The sequence below is a fragment of the Pseudomonas sp. S3_E10 genome (assembly GCF_054667615.1).
In genome coordinates this window covers 3,011,372-3,031,699 of record NZ_CP162743.1, presented here as the reverse complement: position 1 = coordinate 3,031,699, position 20,328 = coordinate 3,011,372, and the positions used below count along the sequence as shown (strand labels likewise).

Genomic DNA, 20,328 nt, shown 5'->3' with positions numbered 1-20,328 from the left:
GAGCACGCTATGCGTCACTTCATCCTCGGCGCCCTGGCGCTGGTCCTGCTCGCCGGCTGCGCCACCCCGCCGCCGCCGGAGCCCGGCAGCGCCGCGAGCAAAATCGTGGTGATGGGCAAGTTCAAGGGCATCGCGGTCGGCGCCATTCGCGTTGCGCGCGAAAACGGCTTCCTCACCGCCAAGGTGCAATTGAGCAACATCACCAGCAGCAACCAGACGATGTATTACCGCTTCGCCTGGCTGGGCGCCGACGGTTTCCCGGTGGGCGACGAAGACACCTGGAAAGTGCTGAACCTGTACGCCAACCAGGCGACGTTCCTGCCGGCCATCGCCAACTTGCCCCAGGCGGCGGATTTCCGTCTTGAAGTCAAAACCCCTTGAGCCGTCCCCTTCTTAAGCGCCAGAGAGATTTCCCCATGTTTGCACGCTTTTCGATTCTCGCCGTGGTTGCCGTACTGGTCAGCGGCTGCGCCAATACTTCGCCGGTACTGGGCAGTAAGAACATTAACTACGGCGACACCAAGGCCGTGGAAACGGTGACCAACGAGTTCGGTTCCACCGATCTGCAGATGATCGCCGAAAGCATGACCCGCTCCCTGGCCCAATCCGGCATCCTGCACGGCCGCCCGGTAGTCCAGGTGTACGACGTGAAGAACAAGACCAGCGAGTACATCGACACCCGTGAGATCACCACGTCGATCAAAACCCAGCTGATGAAGACCGGCACCGCACGCTTTGCCAGTGACAACACCGACATGCAGAGCCAGGTTGACCAGCTCAAGCTGCAGAACCAGAGCGGCCTGTACAAGAAGACCACTGTGAGCAAGACCGGCAACATGGTCGCGGCCAAGTACCGCCTGGAAGGCTCCATCAGCTCCATCGTCAAGCGCAGCTCGGACTACAAGGACGTCTTTTACAAATTCAGCCTGCAGTTGATCGACGTCGAGAGCGGCCTGGCCGAGTGGATGGACGAAAAAGAAATCCGCAAGACTACGGAGCGCTAAGCAATGCGTGCATGGATCGGCATGATCGGCCTGTTGTGCGCCTTTGGCGCCTCGGCCGCGCCGAAGATCGCGGTGACCGACCTGGCCTACGAGGCGCGGGTCGAGGAATACATCCACCAGGTCTCGGCCAGCAACAACTTCCAGGCAAGCAGCTACCACGCCAGCGGCGCCTCGAACTACAGCGAGTATGAAAGCCGTACCAGCTACATCGAACAGACCGAGCTGCGTAAGTTCAGCGGTGACATCAAGGGCGAGATCCTCAAGTCCCGCCAGTTCCAACTGGTGCAAGGCACGCCCTACACCGCCGATGCCAAGGGTGACGTCTATGACGTGATCAAGCGCATCAAGGCCGGTCACTTCAAAGGCGCGGATTACGTGCTGTTCGGCACGCTGTCGGACATCGACTTCACCCAGGACATCAACGCCCTGGACCACACCAACAGCTACTCGGCGGTGCTGGGCCTGACCCTGGTGGCGGACTTCAGTTTGATCAACACACGCACCTTCGAAATCACCTCGGCGTTTACCGCCATGGGTGAAGGCCAGGACACCAAGCTGGTGAACAGCCGCGACGTGCGCGTGAGCCTCAACCGGCCGCGGGTGGTCAAAGAAGTGTCGAAAGCGTTGGGTGAGGATGTGGCGCGCCAATTGGCGGAACAACTGGGCGGCGGCTACCAAGACCCCGGCCAGCCAGTGCTGCGCAACAACCTGCCACGGGATGAAGCGCCGAAGATATTGCGCTGAGCGGTAGTCCTCCAGGCAACACAAAACCAATATGGGAGGGCGCTTGCCCCCTCCCACATTTTGATTCGGTTTCGTCAGTCAGGCCGTTGCGCGATGCAAGCTGGCAAGGAAGCCCGCAGCCCCCACGAACAACCCGGCAAACGTACGGTTCATGCGTTTTTGCTGTTTGGGCGTGCGCAACAGGCGCAACACCTTCGATGCCAGCCCGGTGTACCCGGCCATCACGATCATATCGACGCTAATCATGGTCGCGCCCAACATCAGGTACTGGATCAGCAACGGCGCCTGCGGGTTCACGAACTGCGGCAGTACCGCGAGCATGAACACCAGGGCCTTGGGGTTACTGGCGTTGACCAGAAAGCCGCGGAACATCATCGCCATCGGCTTGCCCACGGCGCGCGGGGTCGCGTCATCGCTCATGTCCATGGGCAGCGCACGCCATTGCTTGACGGCCAGGTACACCAGATAGGCCACGCCAAACCATTTGATCGCATAGAACGCCGTGGACGACGTCGCCAAAATGGCTCCCAACCCACAGGCCACCACGGCAATCTGCATCGCCAGGCCCAGTTGCAGGCCGATGGCGTTCCAGTAGCCGCGCACGAAACCGTATTGCAGGCCGCTGGACATCGAAGCGATGGCACCGGCACCAGGGGACAGAGAGATGATCCAACTGGCCAGGAAGAAGGCCAGCCACGTATCGAGCGCCATTGCACACCTCGGAGGGGAGTTTGCTGTTGTGGCCTTAAGCTAACTCCGCCGACCGAGGGCTGGCTATAGATTTTTTATAAGATGTGAATACTAGCGATCGCCCGGAAACACGTGGGTGCCAGGCCAACGCCGCACGGAGCGCTGGAAAAACAGGCTGTTAGGCACCTGCACAATGGCGCTGTCGGTGCCCGCCGCTTCCACCTCGATCAGCGTGGTGTAGAGCAGATTGATCGCCACGACCCGGCCTTTTACGCCGGGTTTGTCGACGGTATCCACCAGCTCGACGATGTCACCGAGGCGAAACGGCCCCACGGTAAAGATCAGGATGGCGCACAACAGGTTGGACAGCACCGACCACATGGCAAAGAACGCCACGGCGGCGACCGCTACAAACCCCGACAGCGCCGTCCACAGCACCGTGGCAGACACGCCCAGGCGGCCCAGCACGAAGATCAGCGCACTGCCCATGATCAACCAGCGCAAGCCACCCCGCAGCGGCATCAGCAATTGCGGCGGGAACGGGTAACGCTCGCCCAGGCGCGTCAGGCCTTTGGCAACGAAGCGCTGCGCGAGGTAACCGGCCAACAGGATCAGCAGGATTTGCACGCCGATCCATACCGGTTCTATCCATTGCGCCGGTAGCGGCAGCTGTAACGCTTCCATCAGGACAGCGCCTCCAGCTCCGCTTGCAGGGTTTCGAGCAGTTCGAGGGCTTCCATCCAGGTTTCCTCCAATTGGCCTTCGCGCACCTTGAGCCTGGCCTGTTCGGCCAGCAGGTCACGCAACTCGTCCTTGCGTGCCGCCTCGTATACGGCGCTGTCGCCCAGGCTGGCTTCGATCTTGGCCAGGCGCTCATGCACCTTGCCCAACTCGGCTTCCAGCTTGTCGGCTTCGCGCTTGTGCGGCGCCAGTTGCTGACGCAACGCGGCGGCGGCCTGACGCTGGGCTTTCTTGTCGGTCTTGTCCGGGTTGACCGGGGTGTTGCTCGCCGGCGCATTGCGCAGACGGTAATCCGTCAGCCAGCGTGCATAGTCGTCCAGGTCGCCATCGAATTCCTCGACTTTGCCGTCGGCCACCAACAGGAAGTTATCGGTGGTGCTCTTGAGCAAGTGGCGATCGTGAGACACCACCAGTACCGCACCGCTGAACTCCTGCAAGGCCATGGTCAGCGCCAGGCGCATTTCCAGGTCCAGGTGGTTGGTCGGTTCGTCGAGCAACAGCAGGTTCGGCCGATCCCAGGCGATGAGAGCCAGGGCCAGGCGCGCTTTTTCGCCGCCGGAGAAGTTCAGCACCGGCTCATCGATACGCGCGCCACGGAAATCGAAACCACCGAGGAAGTCCCGCAGGGTTTGCTCGCGCTCGGTCGGCGCCAGGCGTTGCAGGTGCAGCAATGGGCTGGCCTTGGAGTCCAGGGAGTCCAACTGGTGCTGGGCAAAGTAGCCCACCACCGTGTTCTCGCCACGGGTCAAGCGGCCGGCCAACGGTTCGAGTTCGCCCGACAGGTTCTTGATCAACGTCGACTTGCCTGCGCCGTTCGGGCCCAGCAGGCCGATACGCGCACCTGGCGTGAGCTGTAGTTTGACCTTCTCCAGGATGGTCTTGTCGCCGTAGCCCAGGCGAGCATCGGACAGGTCCAACAGCGGGCTGGAGATTTTCACCGACTCGCGGAACACAAAATCGAACGGCGAATCGACGTGGGCCGCCGACAGCTCCTCCATGCGTTCCAACGCTTTGATCCGGCTCTGGGCCTGGCGGGCCTTGGTGGCCTGGGCCTTGAACCGGGCAATGTAGCTTTCCATGTGCGCGCGCTGCGCCTGCTGTTTCTCGTAGGCTTGTTGCTGCTGGGCCAGGCGCTCGGCACGCGCGCGTTCGAACGCGGAGTAGCCGCCACGGTAGAGCGTGATTTTCTTCTGTTCGACGTGGGCGATGTTGTCGACCACGGCGTCGAGGAAATCCCGGTCGTGGGAAATCAGCAACAAAGTGCCCTGGTAGTTCTTGAGGAAATCTTCCAGCCACAGGATCGCATCGAGGTCCAAGTGGTTGGTCGGTTCATCGAGCAGCAACAGGTCCGAAGGGCACATCAGTGCCTGCGCCAGGTTCAGGCGCATGCGCCAGCCACCGGAGAAGTCCGCGACCGGGCGATCCATTTGTTCGTTGGTAAAGCCAAGGCCGGCGAGCATCTTGCGGGCGCGAGCATCGGCGGTATAGCCGTCGGCGCTGTCCAGCTCCGAGTGCAACCGGGCCTGGGCGGCGCCGTCCTGGGCTTTCTCGGCCTCGGCGAGGTCGTGTTGCACCTGGCGCAGACGCAGGTCGCCATCGAGCACGTAGTCGATCGCGATGCGGTCCAGGGTGTCGATCTCCTGGCGCATATGGGCGATGCGCCAGTCGGCCGGCAGCAGGCAGTCGCCGGAGTCCGGGGTCAGTTCACCCAGCAACAGGGCAAACAACGTGGATTTACCGGCGCCATTGGCACCGATCAGGCCGGCTTTGTGACCGGCGTGCAGGGTCAGCTCGGCGTCTTCGAGAAGACGTTGCGGGCCACGCTGTAATGTTAGGCTTTGAAGTCGGATCATAATGGCGGCGGAGTCTACCAGCTTCGTTGGCCGCTGGCTTGGGTGTGAATATGTGCGCTGACCTGTGGAGCTTTGCCCTCTCGACCTATGCCCGCCCGGGCGTCGAAGCCGCCTGCCTGAGCCTGCAGGAACAAGGGGCGGATGTGTGCCTGCTGCTTTGTGGGGCCTGGCTGGAACAACGCGGGGTGGCGCTGACGGCCGAGCGTATAGAGGCGCTCCAGCAGATCGCCAGGCCCTGGCAGGCGCAGGTGATCGAACCGTTGCGACAGGTGCGTGTGCAATGGCGAGCCATGGCGGGGAAGGATGAACGACTGGCCGCGTTACGTGAAAGGGTCAAAGCCCTGGAACTGGATGCGGAACGGCAATTGTTGATGCGCCTCGATGTTCTGGCACAGCAATGGCCATCAAACGAGGGTGCCGATCAACAGAGATGGCTGGAAGGACTGGCGGCTGAGGATGCCGCCAACCTTGACCACGACGCGCTGCAGCAGCTGCGCGTCATGGCCACCGGCACTTAGGAAGCGCTGGTTGGGGTGGTGCTTGGCGCTACCGGTGCAGGCGTGCTGCTGGCCGATGCGGTTGGAGCGGTGGTGGCTGCCGGGGTCGCTGGAGCTGCTGGCTTGGCCGGTGCTGGTTTGACGGCAGCAGGTTTAGCGGCTGGCTTGGCGGCTGGTTTCGCAGCGGGCTTTGCGGCCGGTTTGGCGGCGGCGGTTTTAGCAGCTGGCTTCGCGGCGGGTTTGGCGGCAGCGGTTTTAGCAGCTGGCTTTGCGGCCGGTTTGGCAGCGGCGGTTTTGGCAGCTGGCTTCGCGGCTGGTTTGGCAGCGGCGGTTTTGGCAGCCGGCTTCGCGGCGGGTTTGGCGGCAGCGGTTTTAGCAGCTGGCTTCGCGACTGGTTTGGCAGCGGCGGGTTTGGCAGCTGGCTTCGCAGCCGGTTTGGTGGCAGCGGTTTTAGCAACTGGCTTCGCAGCCGGTTTGGCGGCAGCGGTTTTAGCAACTGGCTTCGCGGCGGGTTTGGCGGCAGCGGTTTTAGCAACTGGCTTCGCGGCTGGTTTGGCGGCAGCGGTTTTAGCAACTGGCTTCGCGGCTGGCTTCGCGGCTGGTTTGGCGGCTGGTTTGGCGGCAGCAGTTTTAGCAGCTGGCTTTTTTGCCGTGCTCACCGCGGCAGCTTTTGCCGGTGTACGCGCGCCCAGCACTTTCGCTACAGCTTCTTTCACACGGCCAACGCCCTGGGCCAGTTTCAGACTTTCCTGGGCATCTTTCTTGAGTTGGGAAATATAGGCGCGGGTTTCGGCTTGGCGATCCTTGAGGGCGTCGAGCAGGTCCTCAAGTTCTTTGACAGCATCTTTGGCTTTGGCTTGTGCCTTGGCCTTGCCGGCAGTGGCGGCGTCTTGCAGTTTGGTACGGGATTTGTGCAGCTTTTCTTGCGCTTTACCGCGTTGTTTTTCCAGCTTGGCGAGCAGTTTTTCTGCATCGGCCAAGGCTTGGGAACAAGCGCTTTCCAGATGTTCGAGCAGGCTGCCCGACAGTTGTTGGAGTAAGTGCAACGGGGTATTAACAGGCTTCTGTTTGGCCGACATGGTTTACCTCCTGGCTGACGTGGGTGCGGCTCATACTAGCCCTCTGCTCTTACCGCCGCTAGCGCATGTTGACAGTATCGTTTGCCTTGCGTTGCACCGTACGAAAATTCTTATTTATATAACGAAAATACGCGGCACTTTTTATCCCTTCACACTGGCATAATCCGTCGCACTTTCGGCGGGAGAATGCCCATGTCGCGTTACCTTTTTCTTATGCTTGGCTTGGCGATTTCTGTCGCCAATGCGAACGAGCAAGCGCCCGCAAAAAACCCTGAACAGAATCAGCACGACCTCGCCTACAGCCTGGGTGCCAGCCTCGGTGAACGCCTGCGCCAGGAAGTCCCGGACCTACAGATTCAAGCTCTGATCGACGGCCTCAAGCAAGCCTATCAAGGCAAGCCGCTGGCACTGGATAACGCACGCATCGAACAGATTCTTGCCCAGCACGAAGCGCAAAATGAAGCCGACGCGCCGGCGCCTGAAAGTGAAAAAGCGTTGGCCGCCGAACAGCAGTTTTTGACCAGGGAAAAGTCATCAAAAGGGGTGCGCGAATTGGCGGATGGCATCCTGCTCACCGAGCTATCCCCTGGCTCCGGCAGTAAGCCGTCCGCCAGCGACCAGGTCCAGGTGAAATACGTAGGTCGGTTGCCCGATGGCACGGTATTCGATCAGAGCACCCAGCCCCAATGGTTTCGCCTGGACAGTGTGATCAGCGGCTGGAGCAGCGCCTTGCAGCAGATGCCGGTGGGCGCGAAATGGCGCCTGGTGATTCCTTCGGCACAGGCATATGGCGCCGACGGTGCCGGCGAGTTGATCCCGCCCTATACGCCATTGGTATTCGAGATCGAATTGCTCGGTACTCGCCATTGACCCAATAAAAAACGGTGCGCCATGCGCACCGTTTTTTACTTCGCCCTCAAGGTTCAAGCCTGAGTGGCGGGTTCTTCTTTGTGGGCGTTGTGCAGCACTTCGATCAGACAGTCTTCCAGCTCGAAACGCTCGTGGAGCAGCGCACCCAATTCTTTGAATTTTTCGGCGACACACTCACCGGCATCACACAGGTCGGTGAACGCCAACAGCTTCTCGGTGATGACATCGATACGCGGGTAGATAGTTTCGGCCAGCTTCAGGCCACGCTGATCATCGAAGGCTTGCGCCTCCTTGGTCAGTTGTTCATAGACGCCGAAATGCCCTGCCGACACATAGTCCACCAACACGCCACAGAAATCTTGTAGCGGTTCGCGATTCTCAGCCAATGCCTCGGGCTTTGCGCCGAGAGTATCAAAGGCCCGAATCAGTTCGTGACGTGCCTTCAACCATGTGTCGATCAGCTTATGCACCCCACCCCAGCGTTCCTGAGCATTCTGACAACTTTCCAACATGATGATCTCTCTTCCCTAATAGGGGCGCTGCCGCCTGATGCCCCCCTAATGCTTAAAGATAAAACAGCTGCGGGGCATAGCCGACTCGGACAAACGGTTTCGATAATGCGTGCGGGCCAGATTATGCCCGCATGACCATGGCTTCAAGGTACGCAGGAGAGAAAGTTCATACAAGTGTTTAATCCCGCCCTACAATCTGCGCGCGGCATTCAGTACCCGACCTGGCGTACATGCCGGCTGAAAAACAAGTGTGAAAAGTGCATGACGCCCAGAGCGAACATCCCGAGGAAGAACAGCAAACTCCATTCGGGGAGGCTCAAGTCAAACAGGGTCCAGTTGATTTCAACACAATCCACCGTGCCTTTGACCGTTGATTGCAACGCCTGCCACAGCGACAGGTTTTCGATCATGTGGCTCAGGCTGGGCCAGCAATCGGCGGCCTGGCCCGGTGCGGCATTTTGCAACAGCATCTGCCGCACTGCGGTGACAGCGCCCAGTAACGCACAGGTCATGCCCGCCAGCCCGTACAGGTAGATGGCCACGCGCCGGGGGTTGTGGAGGGCCGCGACCAGATTGATCAGCGTGAAGACGGCCAGAAACCCGCGCTGCATCTGGCATAGGAAGCAGGGGCGCAACGATGCACCGAACTCTAGATAAAAGGACGCGCCCAATGTCAGCGCACCCGCCATGAACGCGAGGAAAAACAAGGAGCGTGAAGGGGCCAAAGACATGCTTTATCCGCACCGCAAAAGATAGGTCGTTACGGTAGAGGAAAGGCCTGACCGCTTTCAATACGTGCCAGAGGAGACTATTCCGTTAAAGCGTTAGGACATCCCACCAGAAGGAGGAGGACTTCTAGCAACAGAACGTAGGAGTTTGCTGCAAAGCCCTTAAAATCGCGTTTTCACGATTTATCAGGGCTGGTTCGCAGATGAATCTGAGTTCAACTCGGCTCCTTTCCTACATCAAGCCCGGGAAGGGACTGGCAGCGCAGATGCAAGCAAGCGGTTATCCAACAGCCCCAGGCCTTCCTGGAACAGCTGGTTGCTACGTTCGGTGTCGCCCAACTGGGCCAACAAGCGCGCCAGCTCGGCACACGCCTCCGGATTGCGCTGCACGTGCAGGCTGTTTTCCAGATAGTCCCGCGCCTTGCCCCACAAGCTGTTTTGTAGGCACAAGCGGCCCAACGTCAGCAGCAGGCTGGCGTCGGCTGGGTGATCCTTGAGCCAACTTTCGGCGAACTTCAATTGGCGGGCCGGATCGCTGCCACGCAAAAGCCCATAGAGCCGGATCAGGTGGCTGTCATAACCGCGCTTGATCGCACCGCGCAACACCTCCTCCGCCGTGGCGTCGGCGCCCAATTGGCGCAGCTGTTCGGCATAGGCCAGGATCAATTGCGGCTCCTGGCGCTGGGCGGCGGTGAGTTGCTGCCAGGCTCGCTCAAGAGATTGCAAACCCGCTTCGCCTTGCTCTTCGCGTTGGGCCGCCAGGGTCAGGTTTTCACCCCAGGCGCGACGCTCCAGCTCAGCCAGTTCAGTGGCAGGCAACACCTTGTCCTTGCGCAACTGGGGCAGCAGGCGGATTACCGATGACCAGTCGCCCCGCTGTTGGTGCAGACGCTGCAATTGACGCAACACTTGAGCGTTATGGGGATGCCGCTCGTGCATCGCCTGCAAGGTGGTGAGTGCGCCGTCCGTATCGCCACGGTCCAATTGCAGCTGCGCATGGCTCAACGCAACCGCCAATTCAGCCTGGGGCTGGCGCTCCAGGGCACGCTCAAGCAAACCGTCCGACTCCTCATAACGACCCTGCTCATTCGCCGCCCGTGCCGCACCGAGGTAGTACAGCAATGGCTGGCGCTCGGCCTCGGCGGCCCGGTGCAGGTGCCGTTCGGCGGCGGCCCAGCGGCCTTCGGCGAGGTCCATCTGACCTTGTTCGATGGCGATCTGTACGCGGCGGCTGCGGTTACGCCGCGACCACGGGTTGACCACGCCACCCGAGGTGCCCAGCAGGCTCAGCAATACGCGAATGAGGTAGATCGCCAGGCCGATGACAAACACCGCCACCAAGGTCGCCCACAGGCTCGACTCGTAATGCAGCACATGCGGATAAGTAATCAGCACGTAGCCGGTGTGTTTTGAAACGCCCACCGCCAGGGCCAGGGCGATCACAATCGCCAGCACCAGGATCACATAGAAACGCTTCATCGGCTCTACTCCTGCTTCGCCGACGTGGCCGCCGGCTTGCCGGCCGCCGCCTTGGCTTCGTCCGCAGACAAATGACGACGTTCAAGATAGGCCTGCACCGCGGCCAGGCTGGCGGCCAGGTCCGGCGTCACTACCGAGACAGCCTTGGGCTCAAGCTCGGCAATACGCGCCAGCATCGCCTTGCTCTGCGGGTTGTCCTGGTTGAAGTTGTCCTGCAACACGCTGCGTGCCTCGCCCAGCGAGCGGCTATACACCGCCGCCTCACCATTGAGCGCTGCCCACTGCGCCTGCTCCAAGGCCAGGCTCAAGGCCAGGCGCACCTGGTTCAAGCCTTGACCGGCCAGCAGCGGACGGATGTTGTCGTCAGGGTTGAAGTCGATGCGGAAGTAGCGCGAAATCTGCTCCCACCACCGGCCCCACCGGTTATCTGTGTCGGTGCTCGGGCGTCCCTCGGAGGCAGGCTCGGTGAGTTGGTATTCAGGCGCGATGGCCGCCAGCTGCACCACTTGGTCACGCAGGGCGGCCAATTGCAGATAAAGCCCGGTGCGGTCAGGCTGCTCGGTGCTGCGCAGCGCGGCCAGGCTCTTGGCCAATTGTTCGCGCGCCGCATAGGCGCCAGGATCGCTCTGCTCCCGCAAAATTTCATCGGCGCCCTGAACCAGTGCCTGGGCGCTGTTGATATCTTGCAGGGCGGACAAGCGCAAACTCGCCAGGCGGATCAGATGCTCGGCTTCGGCCAGGCGCCAATCCTTGCGGCTGGCACCCAGCACGGTTTCCAGTCGCTGGCTGAGGCGCTGCTGGTCACCCTGCAGTTGGGCCACCAGGCGGCGACGTTCTTCCAGCTCATCGGCGGGCGGCAATTGAGCCAGGCGCGCGGCCAGTTGCTGCTGGCCCTGCTTGAGGGATTGGGACTGGTCATCCAGGGTCTGCACCTGGCCCAGCTGTTGCTGGCTGCTGGCTTGCAGGGCACGGACCTGCCAGATCCCCCAACCGCCGGCGGCAACGCCGGCGACACCCAGCAACAGGGCAACCATTGCCAGGCCATTGCCACGGCGCGGCGCGGGGACCGGTGACTCAACCGGCGCATCAAGTGCGGGTTGGGCTTCATCTTTAGGCAAGGCTGTTTCGCTCACGTATCCGTCCTTTGCGTATCAGAGAGTGGGAGCGGCCGGCCTCAGGGGGCAGTGCTGCGCAACGCCACTAACAAAGCCGCGGCACTCGCACCGCGACAATCCACAACTTTTTCTGCGCCAGCAGCCCGTGCCATCTCGGCGACCCGCGGGCTGGGCACGAACAACGGCAACTGCGCCACCGCTGGCCAATCGGCGCCTGCCAGGGCGTGCAGGTGCGAAAAACCCTGCCCACTGCTGACCACCAGGCCGTTCAAGCGTTCCAACTGGATGCGTCGCATCAATACACCGTCGTCATAGGCCGGAAGGAAACGGCGGTACAACTCCAGATAGTCGACACTAGCACCTCTCTCGCCCAAACGCTGCGCCAGCAGCTCTCGACCGCCCTCGCCACGCAGGATCAACACCCGCGCACCAGGCCGTGCAATAGCCTCGCGCAACGCAGGCAATTGAAGCAAGGCCTCGCTGTCGTCGCCAGTAGGGGGATACTTAACATCCAGGCCTTTGTCGGCCAGTACTTGCGCGGTGGCAGCGCCGACGCTGAACCATTGCAGTGACGGCCATGCTTGATCCAACCGTTGCACGGCCAGGCGCGCGGCGGGCTTGCTGACAACAATCACCGCGCAGTAGCGACCCAGGTCATGGAAGACTGCCTGCTGTTGAGCGGTAACGGGTAACGGCTCGATCTCCAACAAGGGCAAGCTGCTGCTGAAGATTCCAGCTTCGGACAACGACGACGCCAGGGCCTTCGACTCCTCGGCCGGGCGCGTCAGCAGCACTCGCCAACCGCTCACTGTGGACCGGCCTCACCGTAGACTTTTTGCAGAATGGTGCCGGCGCCTTTTTCCAGCAGCGCTTCGGCCACCTGAATACCCAAGGCCGTCGCATCGCACTGTGGCCCACGTACCTCGGCGGTCAACAGCGTGCCGCCGTCCGGATCACCCACCAGGCCACGCAACCACAGGTTTTCACCTTCGAGCACGGCGTAGCAGGCGATCGGCACCTGGCAGCCACCGTTCAGGTGTTTGTTCAGGGCGCGCTCGGCCGTGACGCGCACGTCGGTGTCGGGGTGATCAAGCGGTTTGAGCAGCGCATGTATTTGAGTATCGGCGGTGCGGCATTCAATGCCCACGGCACCCTGCCCACCCGCCGGCAAACTGTCTTCAACGCTGATGGCCGAGGTGATGCGGTCTTCGAAGCCCAGACGGATCAAGCCGGCGGCGGCGAGGATGATCGCGTCGTACTCGCCGGCATCCAGCTTGGCCAGACGGGTGTTGACGTTGCCGCGCAGAAAGCGAATCTGCAGGTCCGGGCGACGGGTCAGCAACTGAGCCTGGCGACGCAGGCTGGAGGTGCCGACGATACTGCCCAAAGGCAATTCATCCAGGGATTGGTAAGTGTTGGAAACAAAGGCATCACGCGGGTCTTCGCGCTCGCAGATGCAAAACAAGCCCAGGCCTTGCGGGAAGTCCATGGGCACGTCTTTCATCGAGTGCACGGCGATATCGGCTTCGTTTTCCAGCAGCGCGGTTTCCAGTTCCTTGACGAACAGGCCCTTACCGCCGATTTTCGAGAGCGGCGAGTCGAGCAGCTTGTCGCCGCGACTGACCATGGGCACCAGAGACACTTTGAGGCCCGGGTGAGCCTGCTCGAGGCGTGCTTTGACGTATTCGGCCTGCCATAAGGCCAGCGCACTTTTACGGGTGGCGATGCGGATTTCGCGAGAGGACATGGATCAATCCGTACTGAATAGATACGGCAGATAATAACAGTTCAGGCAAATACGCCTTGATTTGAATCAGCAAGTGCGGGGCCTCCCTGGCCACGTCGCACCGGGATAAGGAATGCACCCATCGCCACAGCCCTCAGGCTAAAGCTGCTGCATCATTTTGCGCACGCCGGCGACATGCCGTCGGCTGACGATCAAGGCGTCACCATTCAAGCCTTTGAGAAACAGCTGAAAGTGCCCAAGCGGGGTGCGTTGCAGGCGTTCGATGCGCTCGCGAGCCACCAGCGCGTTGCGGTGGATACGTACGAAGCGATCGCCGAACTCATCCTCAAGCGCCTTGAGTGGCTCATCGAGCAGCACTTCGCCAGCCTCATGGCGCAGGGTCACGTATTTGTGATCGGCAATGAAGTAGACCACCTGGTTAAGGGGGATCAGTTCGATACCTTTGCGTGTACGTGCGCTGATATGGCTGCGCGGCCCGTTCCCGCTTTGGGCGGCGGGCTGCGTCAGGGCAGCGAGTTGGGCGCGATTGGGACGCTCGGCTCTTTTCAACGCCTTGAGCAAGGCCTCGGTTGTCACTGGCTTGCTCACAAAACTCACGCCGCTGGCTTCAAGCGACTGTTCGGCAAACTCTTCGTGAGCGGCGCACAGCACCAGCGCCGGGGACGATTCGCGCTCACTCAGGCGAGCAGCGACTTGCAGGCCATCGAGGCCAGGCATGCGGATATCGAGTAACACCACATCCGGCTTCAGGCTGTCGATCAACGTCAACGCCTCCTCACCGGTGGTGGCGCTCGGTTCAAGGACTGTATAACCCTCGAGTTCACTGACCAAACGGCTCAGTCGCTCGCGGGCTTGGGGTTCGTCATCAACGATCAGGACATTCATATTGCGCTGGATTCCTGCGTGAGTCTCGCACAAGGATAGCGTAGACAGGTGCGGTGACTTGCGTCACAGCGATCCACGCTAAGACTAGCGCGAGCGGCAAAAAGTGCCCCGACAGCGGCACCCAAATTTACCCGGACCGGTTCAAGGGCGCCCATGGCCTGCCGCCGTCGGGCATCGTCGTAGGGTTTGCTGATACACAATCCGAATACCCCCCTGTTAAATGGATAGTCAGGTTCTGACCGCATTACCCGACTTTGGTGCATTCACACACTATCAGTCCACTGTAGACGCTCACTGCGACGACATTGCTCAATCGTCAAATATCGTTTCAATTCGTCCCTGTCTCCAGTCTCGTCCTGGACGCGTTCGACGGCAAGGCACTTAGCCATCCTTTGCACAAATAAAAATGCCGACCACCCGCAGCACCGCCTCCACGGGCAACCCTGTTATTATCGCCGGCACACTTCCATGCCTCTCTATTAAGCAGACCACGAGCGAACCCATGAGCACCGACAAGACCAACCAGTCCTGGGGCGGCCGCTTCAGTGAACCCGTCGACGCCTTCGTCGCCCGTTTCACCGCCTCCGTCACCTTCGACCAGCGCCTGTACCGCCACGACATCATGGGCTCCATCGCCCACGCCACGATGCTGGCCAAGGTCGGCGTACTGACCGATGCCGAGCGCGACAGCATCATCGACGGCCTGACCACCATCCGCGGTGAGATCGAAGCCGGTACGTTCGACTGGCGCGTCGACCTGGAAGACGTGCACATGAACATCGAGGCCCGCCTCACCGATCGCATCGGTGTGACCGGCAAGAAACTGCACACCGGTCGTAGCCGTAACGACCAGGTGGCCACCGATATCCGCCTGTGGCTGCGCGATGAAATCGACCTGATCCTGGCTGAAATCACCCGCCTGCAACAAGGCCTGCTGGCGCAGGCCGAACGTGAGTCCGGCACTATCATGCCCGGCTTCACCCACCTGCAGACCGCGCAACCGGTAACCTTTGGCCACCACCTGCTGGCCTGGTTCGAAATGCTCAGCCGCGACTACGAGCGCCTGGTGGACTGCCGCAAGCGCGCCAACCGCATGCCCCTCGGCAGTGCCGCGCTGGCCGGCACCACCTACCCGATCGACCGCGAATACACCGCGCAATTGCTGGGCTTCGACGCCGTCGGCGGCAACTCCCTGGATGGCGTGTCGGACCGTGACTTCGCCATCGAATTCTGCGCCGCCGCCAGCATCGCGATGATGCACCTGTCGCGCTTCTCCGAAGAGCTGGTGTTGTGGACCAGCGCGCAATTCCAGTTCATCGACCTGCCGGACCGCTTCTGCACCGGCAGCTCGATCATGCCGCAAAAGAAAAACCCCGACGTGCCGGAACTGGTGCGTGGCAAGAGCGGCCGTGTCTTCGGCGCACTGATGGGCCTGCTGACCCTGATGAAAGGCCAGCCCCTGGCCTACAACAAGGACAACCAGGAAGACAAGGAGCCGCTGTTCGACGCCGCCGATACCCTGCGCGACTCACTGCGTGCCTTTGCCGATATGATCCCGGCGATCAAGCCCAAGCACGCCATCATGCGTGAAGCGGCATTGCGCGGTTTCTCCACCGCAACTGACCTGGCGGACTATCTGGTGCGTCGCGGCCTGCCGTTCCGTGACTGCCATGAAATCGTCGGTCATGCCGTGAAATACGGCGTGGACACCGGCAAGGACCTGGCGGAAATGAGCCTGGAAGAACTGCGCCAGTTCAGTGACCAGATCGAGCAGGATGTGTTTGCCGTACTGACCCTTGAAGGCTCGGTGAATGCCCGTAACCATGTGGGCGGCACGGCGCCGGCTCAGGTGAAGGCAGCGGTGGTGCGCGGCCAGGCGTTGCTCGCCAGCCGCTAAACCAAACAATGTGGGAGGGGGCTTGCTCCCTCCCACATTTAGTTCGTCTTACGACGCTCCTCATTTACTTTTTGGCCGCAATCATCGCCATGAACGCCGGCATCGCCGCCTGCCTGCCCGCCTCCACCTTCTGCGCGTTGGGCATTTCATTCAGGCGCGCAAGCAACCCCTTCGCCTTCGGCAACTCAGCCAGCAAATCCATCCCGAACAGCTTCTCGCCCACGCCTAAGGCGAGGTTCATGCTGTACATGAAATACAGGTCCGCAATCGTAAAGCTCTCCCCGGCCACAAAAGGCCCGAACTTGCCGTGCCGACCTAAAGCACCGACGCCCAGCAGCAATTCAGCCTTGGACTTCTCCTTGATCGCCTCTGGCACCTGCATGCCGAAAAACGCTTCGGCAAAACACGCCCGTGCAGGCAACTCAATGTACAGCTCGATTTCCCGGCACAACGCCAGCACCTGGGCTCGCTGGAACGGGTCAGCCGGCAGCAGCGCGGGCCCTTGCTGGGTCTGCTCGATGTACTCGAGGATCACGCTGGTTTCGTTGATAAACCCTTGCTCCACACCCAGCACCGGCACCTTGCCGCGCGGGCTGATTGCCAGGGCTTCGGGGGTTTGCCCGGCATAAAAAGGCACTTCTTCGAAGGGCAGCCCTTTTTCCAACAGCGCCAGTTTCACCATGTTGTAGTAGTTGCTGACCGAAAATCCGTAAAGCTTGAGCATCGCAAAGCCTCCAGGCCGTGTGCGGGGTTGGCTGCAAGAGTTATAGATCCAAGCCGCCGACCTGACCAGCAGCATCACCTGGCTGAATGGGGGTAGACTGGCGCCCTTTCCTTGAGGAGCCTGCCATGAGCGAGCCGACCGATATCGACAACGACGAAGAAGAATTCACCGAAACCACGCTGATCGAAGCGATCGAAAACCAGATCGAAAGCGACAACCCGCCGGCGGCCAAGGCCACTTTCAACAAATTGACCCTGGTGGGTTATGACCGTGAAGAAATCCTGAATCTCATGGCTCACGTGCTGGCGTTCGAAATCGACGCCATGCTGGACGACGACCGCGCCTTCAATACCGAATGGTATGAAACAGCGCTGCGGGCACTGCCTGAGCTGCCGCCTGAAAAGGAATAATCCCGGCACGCAGCAACACGCTGGACAGTTCGGCAAAGTGCGTTCACCTTATGGCCTGCTAGCCTCTAATAAATTTTAGAAAGTCTGGAGTCCTTATGTCGTATACCCCTGAGTTGGTTGCCGAACTGGAAATCCTTGTACTCTTTCCCTTGGACAGCACCAAGGAAGGTCTGAAAGTCCACCAGACCGCTGCTCCCACTGCCATCGCCGCTGCCAAGCGCCTCCATGCCAAAGGACTGATCGATCAACCGGACGGAGGCTACCTGACCAGCCTTGGCCGGGACGCCGCCGAGCAGGCCCAAACTCTGCTGACGATTCTGACCACTGCCAGCACCAAAGAAGCCGCCTGATACTCATCCCGCCCATGGAGTCCGCCTCCTGCGGATTCCGAGGGCTTTGCCGGGATGAAAATTGACGCCAAAAACCATTTCCCTCTAAACCTCCTACGCTACTGTCTGTAAACTCCTACACGGCCGCCCACGTCGGGCCTGCGAGCCACCGAGTTCGACATGACCCGCACCCATGAAATCCGCCCCGACCTGGACGAAGGCATCGACCGCAAGGTGCTGGGCCAATTGCGTGCGCGCTTCATGGCCCTCAATGAAGGCCGCATGGCGAGGGCCGTCGAGGGGCTGACGCCGCGTCAGCAAAGCGTGTTGACCCTGCTGCCGCTGTTTTTCCACGTCAATCACCCGCTGCTGCCCGGTTATGTGTCAGGCAGCACGCCAGCCGGCCTGTCCAATTTCGAACCCGACGCCCAGGCCCTTACCGAAGCTCAGCGCCTGACCCGTTCGTTCTCTTACAAGCCGCGCCCGGTCAATCAGCCCAGGCCGATCCATGGCCTGTTCCTGATGGGCAGCCTTGGTACGTTGGCGCAGGCGGACCAGAGCGATATGGACGTGTGGGTGTGCCATGCCCCCGGTCTGGGTGAGAGCGAACTGGCCGAACTGCGCAAGAAATGCCAACTGCTCGAAACCTGGGCCCTGGGCATGGGCGCCGAGGCGCACTTCTTCCTGATCGAGCCGACGCGCTTTGTGCTGGGCGAGCGCGATACCCAACTGAGCTCCGATGACTGTGGCACCACCCAGCATTACCTGTTGCTGGATGAGTTCTACCGCACCGCCATCTGGCTGGCCGGGCGCACGCCGATCTGGTGGTTGGTGCCTGTGTACGAAGAACGCCGGTACTCCGAATTTACCCACACGCTGATCTCCAAGCGGTTTATCCGCGCTGATGAAACCCTCGACCTCGGCCACCTGGCGCGCATCCCTCCGGGCGAATTCATCGGCGCTGGGCTGTGGCAACTGTTCAAGGGCATCGAGTCGCCCTACAAGTCGGTGCTCAAGCTGCTGTTGACCGAGGTCTACGCCAGCGAACACCCGAACGTGCAGTGCCTGAGCCTGCGTTTCAAGCGGGCGGTATTTGCCAATCAGGTGGATCTGGATGAGCTGGACCCGTACATCGTGGTGTACCGCCGCATTGAGGAATACCTCAAGGCGCGCAACGAGCCCGAGCGCCTGGAGCTGGTGCGGCGCGCGCTGTATCTGAAGGTCAACCGCAAACTCAGCGCCGGTCAGCGCACCCCCAGTTGGCAGCGTTTGCTGCTGGAGCGACTGGCCCACGAATGGGGCTGGGACCAGCGCCAACTGGCCCTGCTGGACAGCCGCAGCCAGTGGAAAGTACGCCAGGTCGCCTCTGAACGCCGCGCCCTGGTCGCTGAACTGAACTACAGCTACCGCTTCCTGACCCAGTTCGCTCGCACCGAGCAAACCGTCAGCCTGATCAACAAGCGCGACCTCAATGTACTTGGGCGACGCCTGTATGCGGCCTTCGAGCGCAAGGCGGGCAAAGTCGAATTCATCAACCCCGGTATAGCCCCGGATTTGGCCGAAGACACCCTGACCCTGGTGCATTCACCCAATCGCAAGGAGCCCGGCCAACACCACTGGGGCCTCTACAACGGCAACCTCACCGCGTTGGAATGGGAGCACTTTGCACCGATCAAGCGCAGCCGCGACCTGCTGGAGATGCTCACTTGGTGCCATCGTAATGGCGTGATCGACAGCAGCACGCGCCTGGCGCTGCATCCCGGCACCAGCGACATGACCGAGTTCGAGCTGTTCAACCTGCTGGGCAGCCTGCAACAGACTGTCGCCCTGCCCCTGAGCAGCGTCGATGAAGTCCGCCTGCTGCGCTCGGCGGTGCCCGAGGAAGTGTTGTTGCTGATCAACGTCGGCGTCGACCCGCTCAAGCATCACCGTGACCTGAACATTCTGATGACCACCGAGCGCACCGACTCCCTCAGTTACGCCGGAGTGCGCGACAACCTGGTGCTGACCCTGGACCAGGTCACGCTCAACAGCTGGAACGAGGTCATGGTCAGCCGCTACGACGGCCCGCACGCCTTGCTAGACTGCCTGCGTGATTACCTCAACCAATTGCCGCCGGACCACCTGCCACGGTTGCGGGTGCGCTGCTTCTGTCACAACCGCGCGCAGTTCATTGCCCAACGCGTGGAAGAAATCTTCGAGACCGCGCAGCACCTGCTGCTGGGCCAGTCCAACCACCGCTATTTGCTGCAGGTGCAGCAGCATTATCACGTGATGGAATTGATACCGGGCCAAGCCACCCACGTGTCACTGGCGACCCGGGACGCATTGATCGCCTACCTCAGCGAAGAGCTGGCCAGCTACAGCCCGCTGCACTTGGACGCCATGGCCCTGGAAGACCATGACCTGGCACTCTTGCTGCCCATGGGCATGCCCGACTGCGTGCAAGTGTTTTACCGGGTCAATGAAGGTTTTGCCGAGCTGTATGTACTGGATGAATTCAACGCGCTCTGGCAGCAGCGCCTGCCGTTTCATGATGAGCAGAGCCTGTTGGCACCGCTGCAGCGCTTCCTTCAGTCGATCATTTACCGTCGCGACGCGCTTTCCACGCTGGACCCGCAACAGCCGACGGGTGCGGTGCAAACCCTGTATTACCAACTGTTGCCGTCTGGCGGCAATCGCGCACGCAGCATCGAACCTCGGCCGGCGCCGCAAAACCCGGCGAATAAACCGTTTTACGACGTGCAGGCGATTATCGGCAAGGCCTCGCCTGGTCAGGTAGGCATTACCTTGTACTGTAATCAGCGGGAGTTTTGTGAGTTGGAATTCGGCGACCAGCTATTTGCCGTGGTCGCCCAAGAGATCATCGGGCAGCGCCGGGAGACCGAGCGCTACCGCTGCTATATCACCGACCTCGACCTGTCGGGCCTGCTCGGTGACGTGCAAAGCCCGAGCAACCTGTACCTGCGCTATAAAGCCGAGTTGGAACTGTCGCTCAACGAGGCGTTAAGCCAGATCTAGCGC

Annotated in this window: 21 protein-coding genes; 9 read left to right on the top strand and 12 right to left on the bottom strand. The window is 61.0% G+C overall.

All coding sequences use genetic code 11. The annotated features are described in order from the left end of the window. Window positions 1-9 precede the first annotated feature (9 nt). The 3 genes from AB4N98_RS13725 to AB4N98_RS13715 are packed head-to-tail and all read left to right on the top strand — an operon-like array spanning window position 10 to window position 1,748. Window positions 10-381 carry a YcfL family protein gene (locus tag AB4N98_RS13725; RefSeq protein WP_017530843.1) on the top strand — a complete coding sequence of 124 codons (372 nt, stop codon included), beginning with the start codon at window positions 10-12 and terminating at the stop codon, window positions 379-381. 35 nt (window positions 382-416) lie between these two features. Next, a complete protein-coding gene (gene lpoB / locus AB4N98_RS13720; protein WP_017530842.1) occupies window positions 417-1,004 on the top strand; it encodes a penicillin-binding protein activator LpoB in 588 nt (195 codons plus the stop codon). Window positions 1,005-1,007: 3 nt separating this feature from the next. Next, a complete protein-coding gene (locus tag AB4N98_RS13715; protein ID WP_017530841.1) occupies window positions 1,008-1,748 on the top strand; it encodes a hypothetical protein in 741 nt (246 codons plus the stop codon). A 78-nt stretch (window positions 1,749-1,826) separates the two neighbouring features. On the opposite strand, the gene AB4N98_RS13710 is transcribed toward AB4N98_RS13715, so the two are convergent. The 3 genes from AB4N98_RS13710 to AB4N98_RS13700 form a co-directional block, all read right to left on the bottom strand. Beyond that, a complete protein-coding gene (locus AB4N98_RS13710) occupies window positions 1,827-2,459 on the bottom strand; it encodes a LysE family transporter (protein ID WP_460148677.1) in 633 nt (210 codons plus the stop codon). A 90-nt stretch (window positions 2,460-2,549) separates the two neighbouring features. After that, the gene (locus tag AB4N98_RS13705; RefSeq protein ID WP_003176850.1) at window positions 2,550-3,122 is read right to left on the bottom strand and encodes a mechanosensitive ion channel family protein; all 573 of its coding nucleotides are present in this window, start codon (window positions 3,120-3,122) and stop codon (window positions 2,550-2,552) included. After that, a complete protein-coding gene (locus AB4N98_RS13700) occupies window positions 3,122-5,032 on the bottom strand; it encodes an ATP-binding cassette domain-containing protein (RefSeq protein ID WP_017530839.1) in 1,911 nt (636 codons plus the stop codon). The genes AB4N98_RS13705 and AB4N98_RS13700 overlap by 1 nt, the downstream gene beginning before the upstream one ends. 50 nt (window positions 5,033-5,082) lie before the next feature. On the opposite strand from AB4N98_RS13700, the gene AB4N98_RS13695 reads away from it, so the two are divergent. Further along, a complete protein-coding gene (locus AB4N98_RS13695; RefSeq protein WP_068935502.1) occupies window positions 5,083-5,550 on the top strand; it encodes a TIGR02444 family protein in 468 nt (155 codons plus the stop codon). On the opposite strand, the gene AB4N98_RS13690 is transcribed toward AB4N98_RS13695, so the two are convergent. After that, window positions 5,547-6,608, bottom strand: a complete 1,062-nt coding sequence (locus AB4N98_RS13690; RefSeq protein WP_460148674.1) for an AlgP family protein — start codon at window positions 6,606-6,608, stop codon at window positions 5,547-5,549. The genes AB4N98_RS13695 and AB4N98_RS13690 overlap by 4 nt on opposite strands. A 192-nt stretch (window positions 6,609-6,800) precedes the next feature. On the opposite strand from AB4N98_RS13690, the gene AB4N98_RS13685 reads away from it, so the two are divergent. Then, the gene (locus tag AB4N98_RS13685) at window positions 6,801-7,478 is read left to right on the top strand and encodes an FKBP-type peptidyl-prolyl cis-trans isomerase (RefSeq protein ID WP_065879272.1); all 678 of its coding nucleotides are present in this window, start codon (window positions 6,801-6,803) and stop codon (window positions 7,476-7,478) included. Window positions 7,479-7,531: 53 nt separating this feature from the next. Here AB4N98_RS13685 and AB4N98_RS13680 read toward each other — a convergent pair whose 3' ends face one another. From AB4N98_RS13680 to AB4N98_RS13650, 7 genes are all read right to left on the bottom strand, one after another. Then, on the bottom strand, window positions 7,532-7,990 hold the full coding sequence (locus AB4N98_RS13680) for an Rsd/AlgQ family anti-sigma factor (RefSeq protein ID WP_017526863.1): 459 nt from the start codon (window positions 7,988-7,990) through the stop codon (window positions 7,532-7,534). A gap of 209 nt (window positions 7,991-8,199) precedes the next feature. Continuing rightward, entirely contained in the window at window positions 8,200-8,721 is a 522-nt protein-coding gene (locus AB4N98_RS13675; RefSeq protein WP_017526862.1) for a disulfide bond formation protein B, read from the bottom strand. A 234-nt stretch (window positions 8,722-8,955) separates the two neighbouring features. Beyond that, on the bottom strand, window positions 8,956-10,197 hold the full coding sequence (locus AB4N98_RS13670; RefSeq protein ID WP_017526861.1) for a heme biosynthesis protein HemY: 1,242 nt from the start codon (window positions 10,195-10,197) through the stop codon (window positions 8,956-8,958). 5 nt (window positions 10,198-10,202) lie between these two features. Continuing rightward, window positions 10,203-11,330 (bottom strand): uroporphyrinogen-III C-methyltransferase, encoded by a 1,128-nt coding sequence (locus tag AB4N98_RS13665; protein ID WP_065879271.1) that lies wholly within the window; start codon window positions 11,328-11,330, stop codon window positions 10,203-10,205. Window positions 11,331-11,371: 41 nt separating this feature from the next. Further along, the gene (locus AB4N98_RS13660; RefSeq protein WP_116078106.1) at window positions 11,372-12,121 is read right to left on the bottom strand and encodes a uroporphyrinogen-III synthase; all 750 of its coding nucleotides are present in this window, start codon (window positions 12,119-12,121) and stop codon (window positions 11,372-11,374) included. Beyond that, entirely contained in the window at window positions 12,118-13,059 is a 942-nt protein-coding gene (hemC, locus tag AB4N98_RS13655) for a hydroxymethylbilane synthase (RefSeq protein WP_017526858.1), read from the bottom strand. Before hemC ends, AB4N98_RS13660 begins: the two co-directional genes overlap by 4 nt. 138 nt (window positions 13,060-13,197) lie before the next feature. Further along, window positions 13,198-13,944 (bottom strand): LytR/AlgR family response regulator transcription factor, encoded by a 747-nt coding sequence (locus tag AB4N98_RS13650; protein WP_017526857.1) that lies wholly within the window; start codon window positions 13,942-13,944, stop codon window positions 13,198-13,200. A gap of 502 nt (window positions 13,945-14,446) precedes the next feature. Here AB4N98_RS13650 and argH point away from each other — a divergent pair. After that, a complete protein-coding gene (gene argH, locus AB4N98_RS13645; RefSeq protein ID WP_017526856.1) occupies window positions 14,447-15,841 on the top strand; it encodes an argininosuccinate lyase in 1,395 nt (464 codons plus the stop codon). Window positions 15,842-15,905: 64 nt separating this feature from the next. Here argH and AB4N98_RS13640 read toward each other — a convergent pair whose 3' ends face one another. Beyond that, window positions 15,906-16,565 (bottom strand): glutathione S-transferase family protein, encoded by a 660-nt coding sequence (locus tag AB4N98_RS13640; protein ID WP_017526855.1) that lies wholly within the window; start codon window positions 16,563-16,565, stop codon window positions 15,906-15,908. A 125-nt stretch (window positions 16,566-16,690) separates the two neighbouring features. On the opposite strand from AB4N98_RS13640, the gene AB4N98_RS13635 reads away from it, so the two are divergent. The 3 genes from AB4N98_RS13635 (at window position 16,691) to AB4N98_RS13625 (ending at window position 20,325) form a co-directional block, all read left to right on the top strand. After that, window positions 16,691-16,975 carry a hypothetical protein gene (locus AB4N98_RS13635; protein ID WP_017526854.1) on the top strand — a complete coding sequence of 95 codons (285 nt, stop codon included), beginning with the start codon at window positions 16,691-16,693 and terminating at the stop codon, window positions 16,973-16,975. A gap of 95 nt (window positions 16,976-17,070) precedes the next feature. Continuing rightward, window positions 17,071-17,325 carry a TIGR02647 family protein gene (locus AB4N98_RS13630; RefSeq protein ID WP_003195403.1) on the top strand — a complete coding sequence of 85 codons (255 nt, stop codon included), beginning with the start codon at window positions 17,071-17,073 and terminating at the stop codon, window positions 17,323-17,325. Between the two features lie 159 nt (window positions 17,326-17,484). After that, window positions 17,485-20,325 carry a class I adenylate cyclase gene (locus AB4N98_RS13625; RefSeq protein ID WP_065879269.1) on the top strand — a complete coding sequence of 947 codons (2,841 nt, stop codon included), beginning with the start codon at window positions 17,485-17,487 and terminating at the stop codon, window positions 20,323-20,325. The last annotated feature ends 3 nt before the right edge of the window (window positions 20,326-20,328 follow it).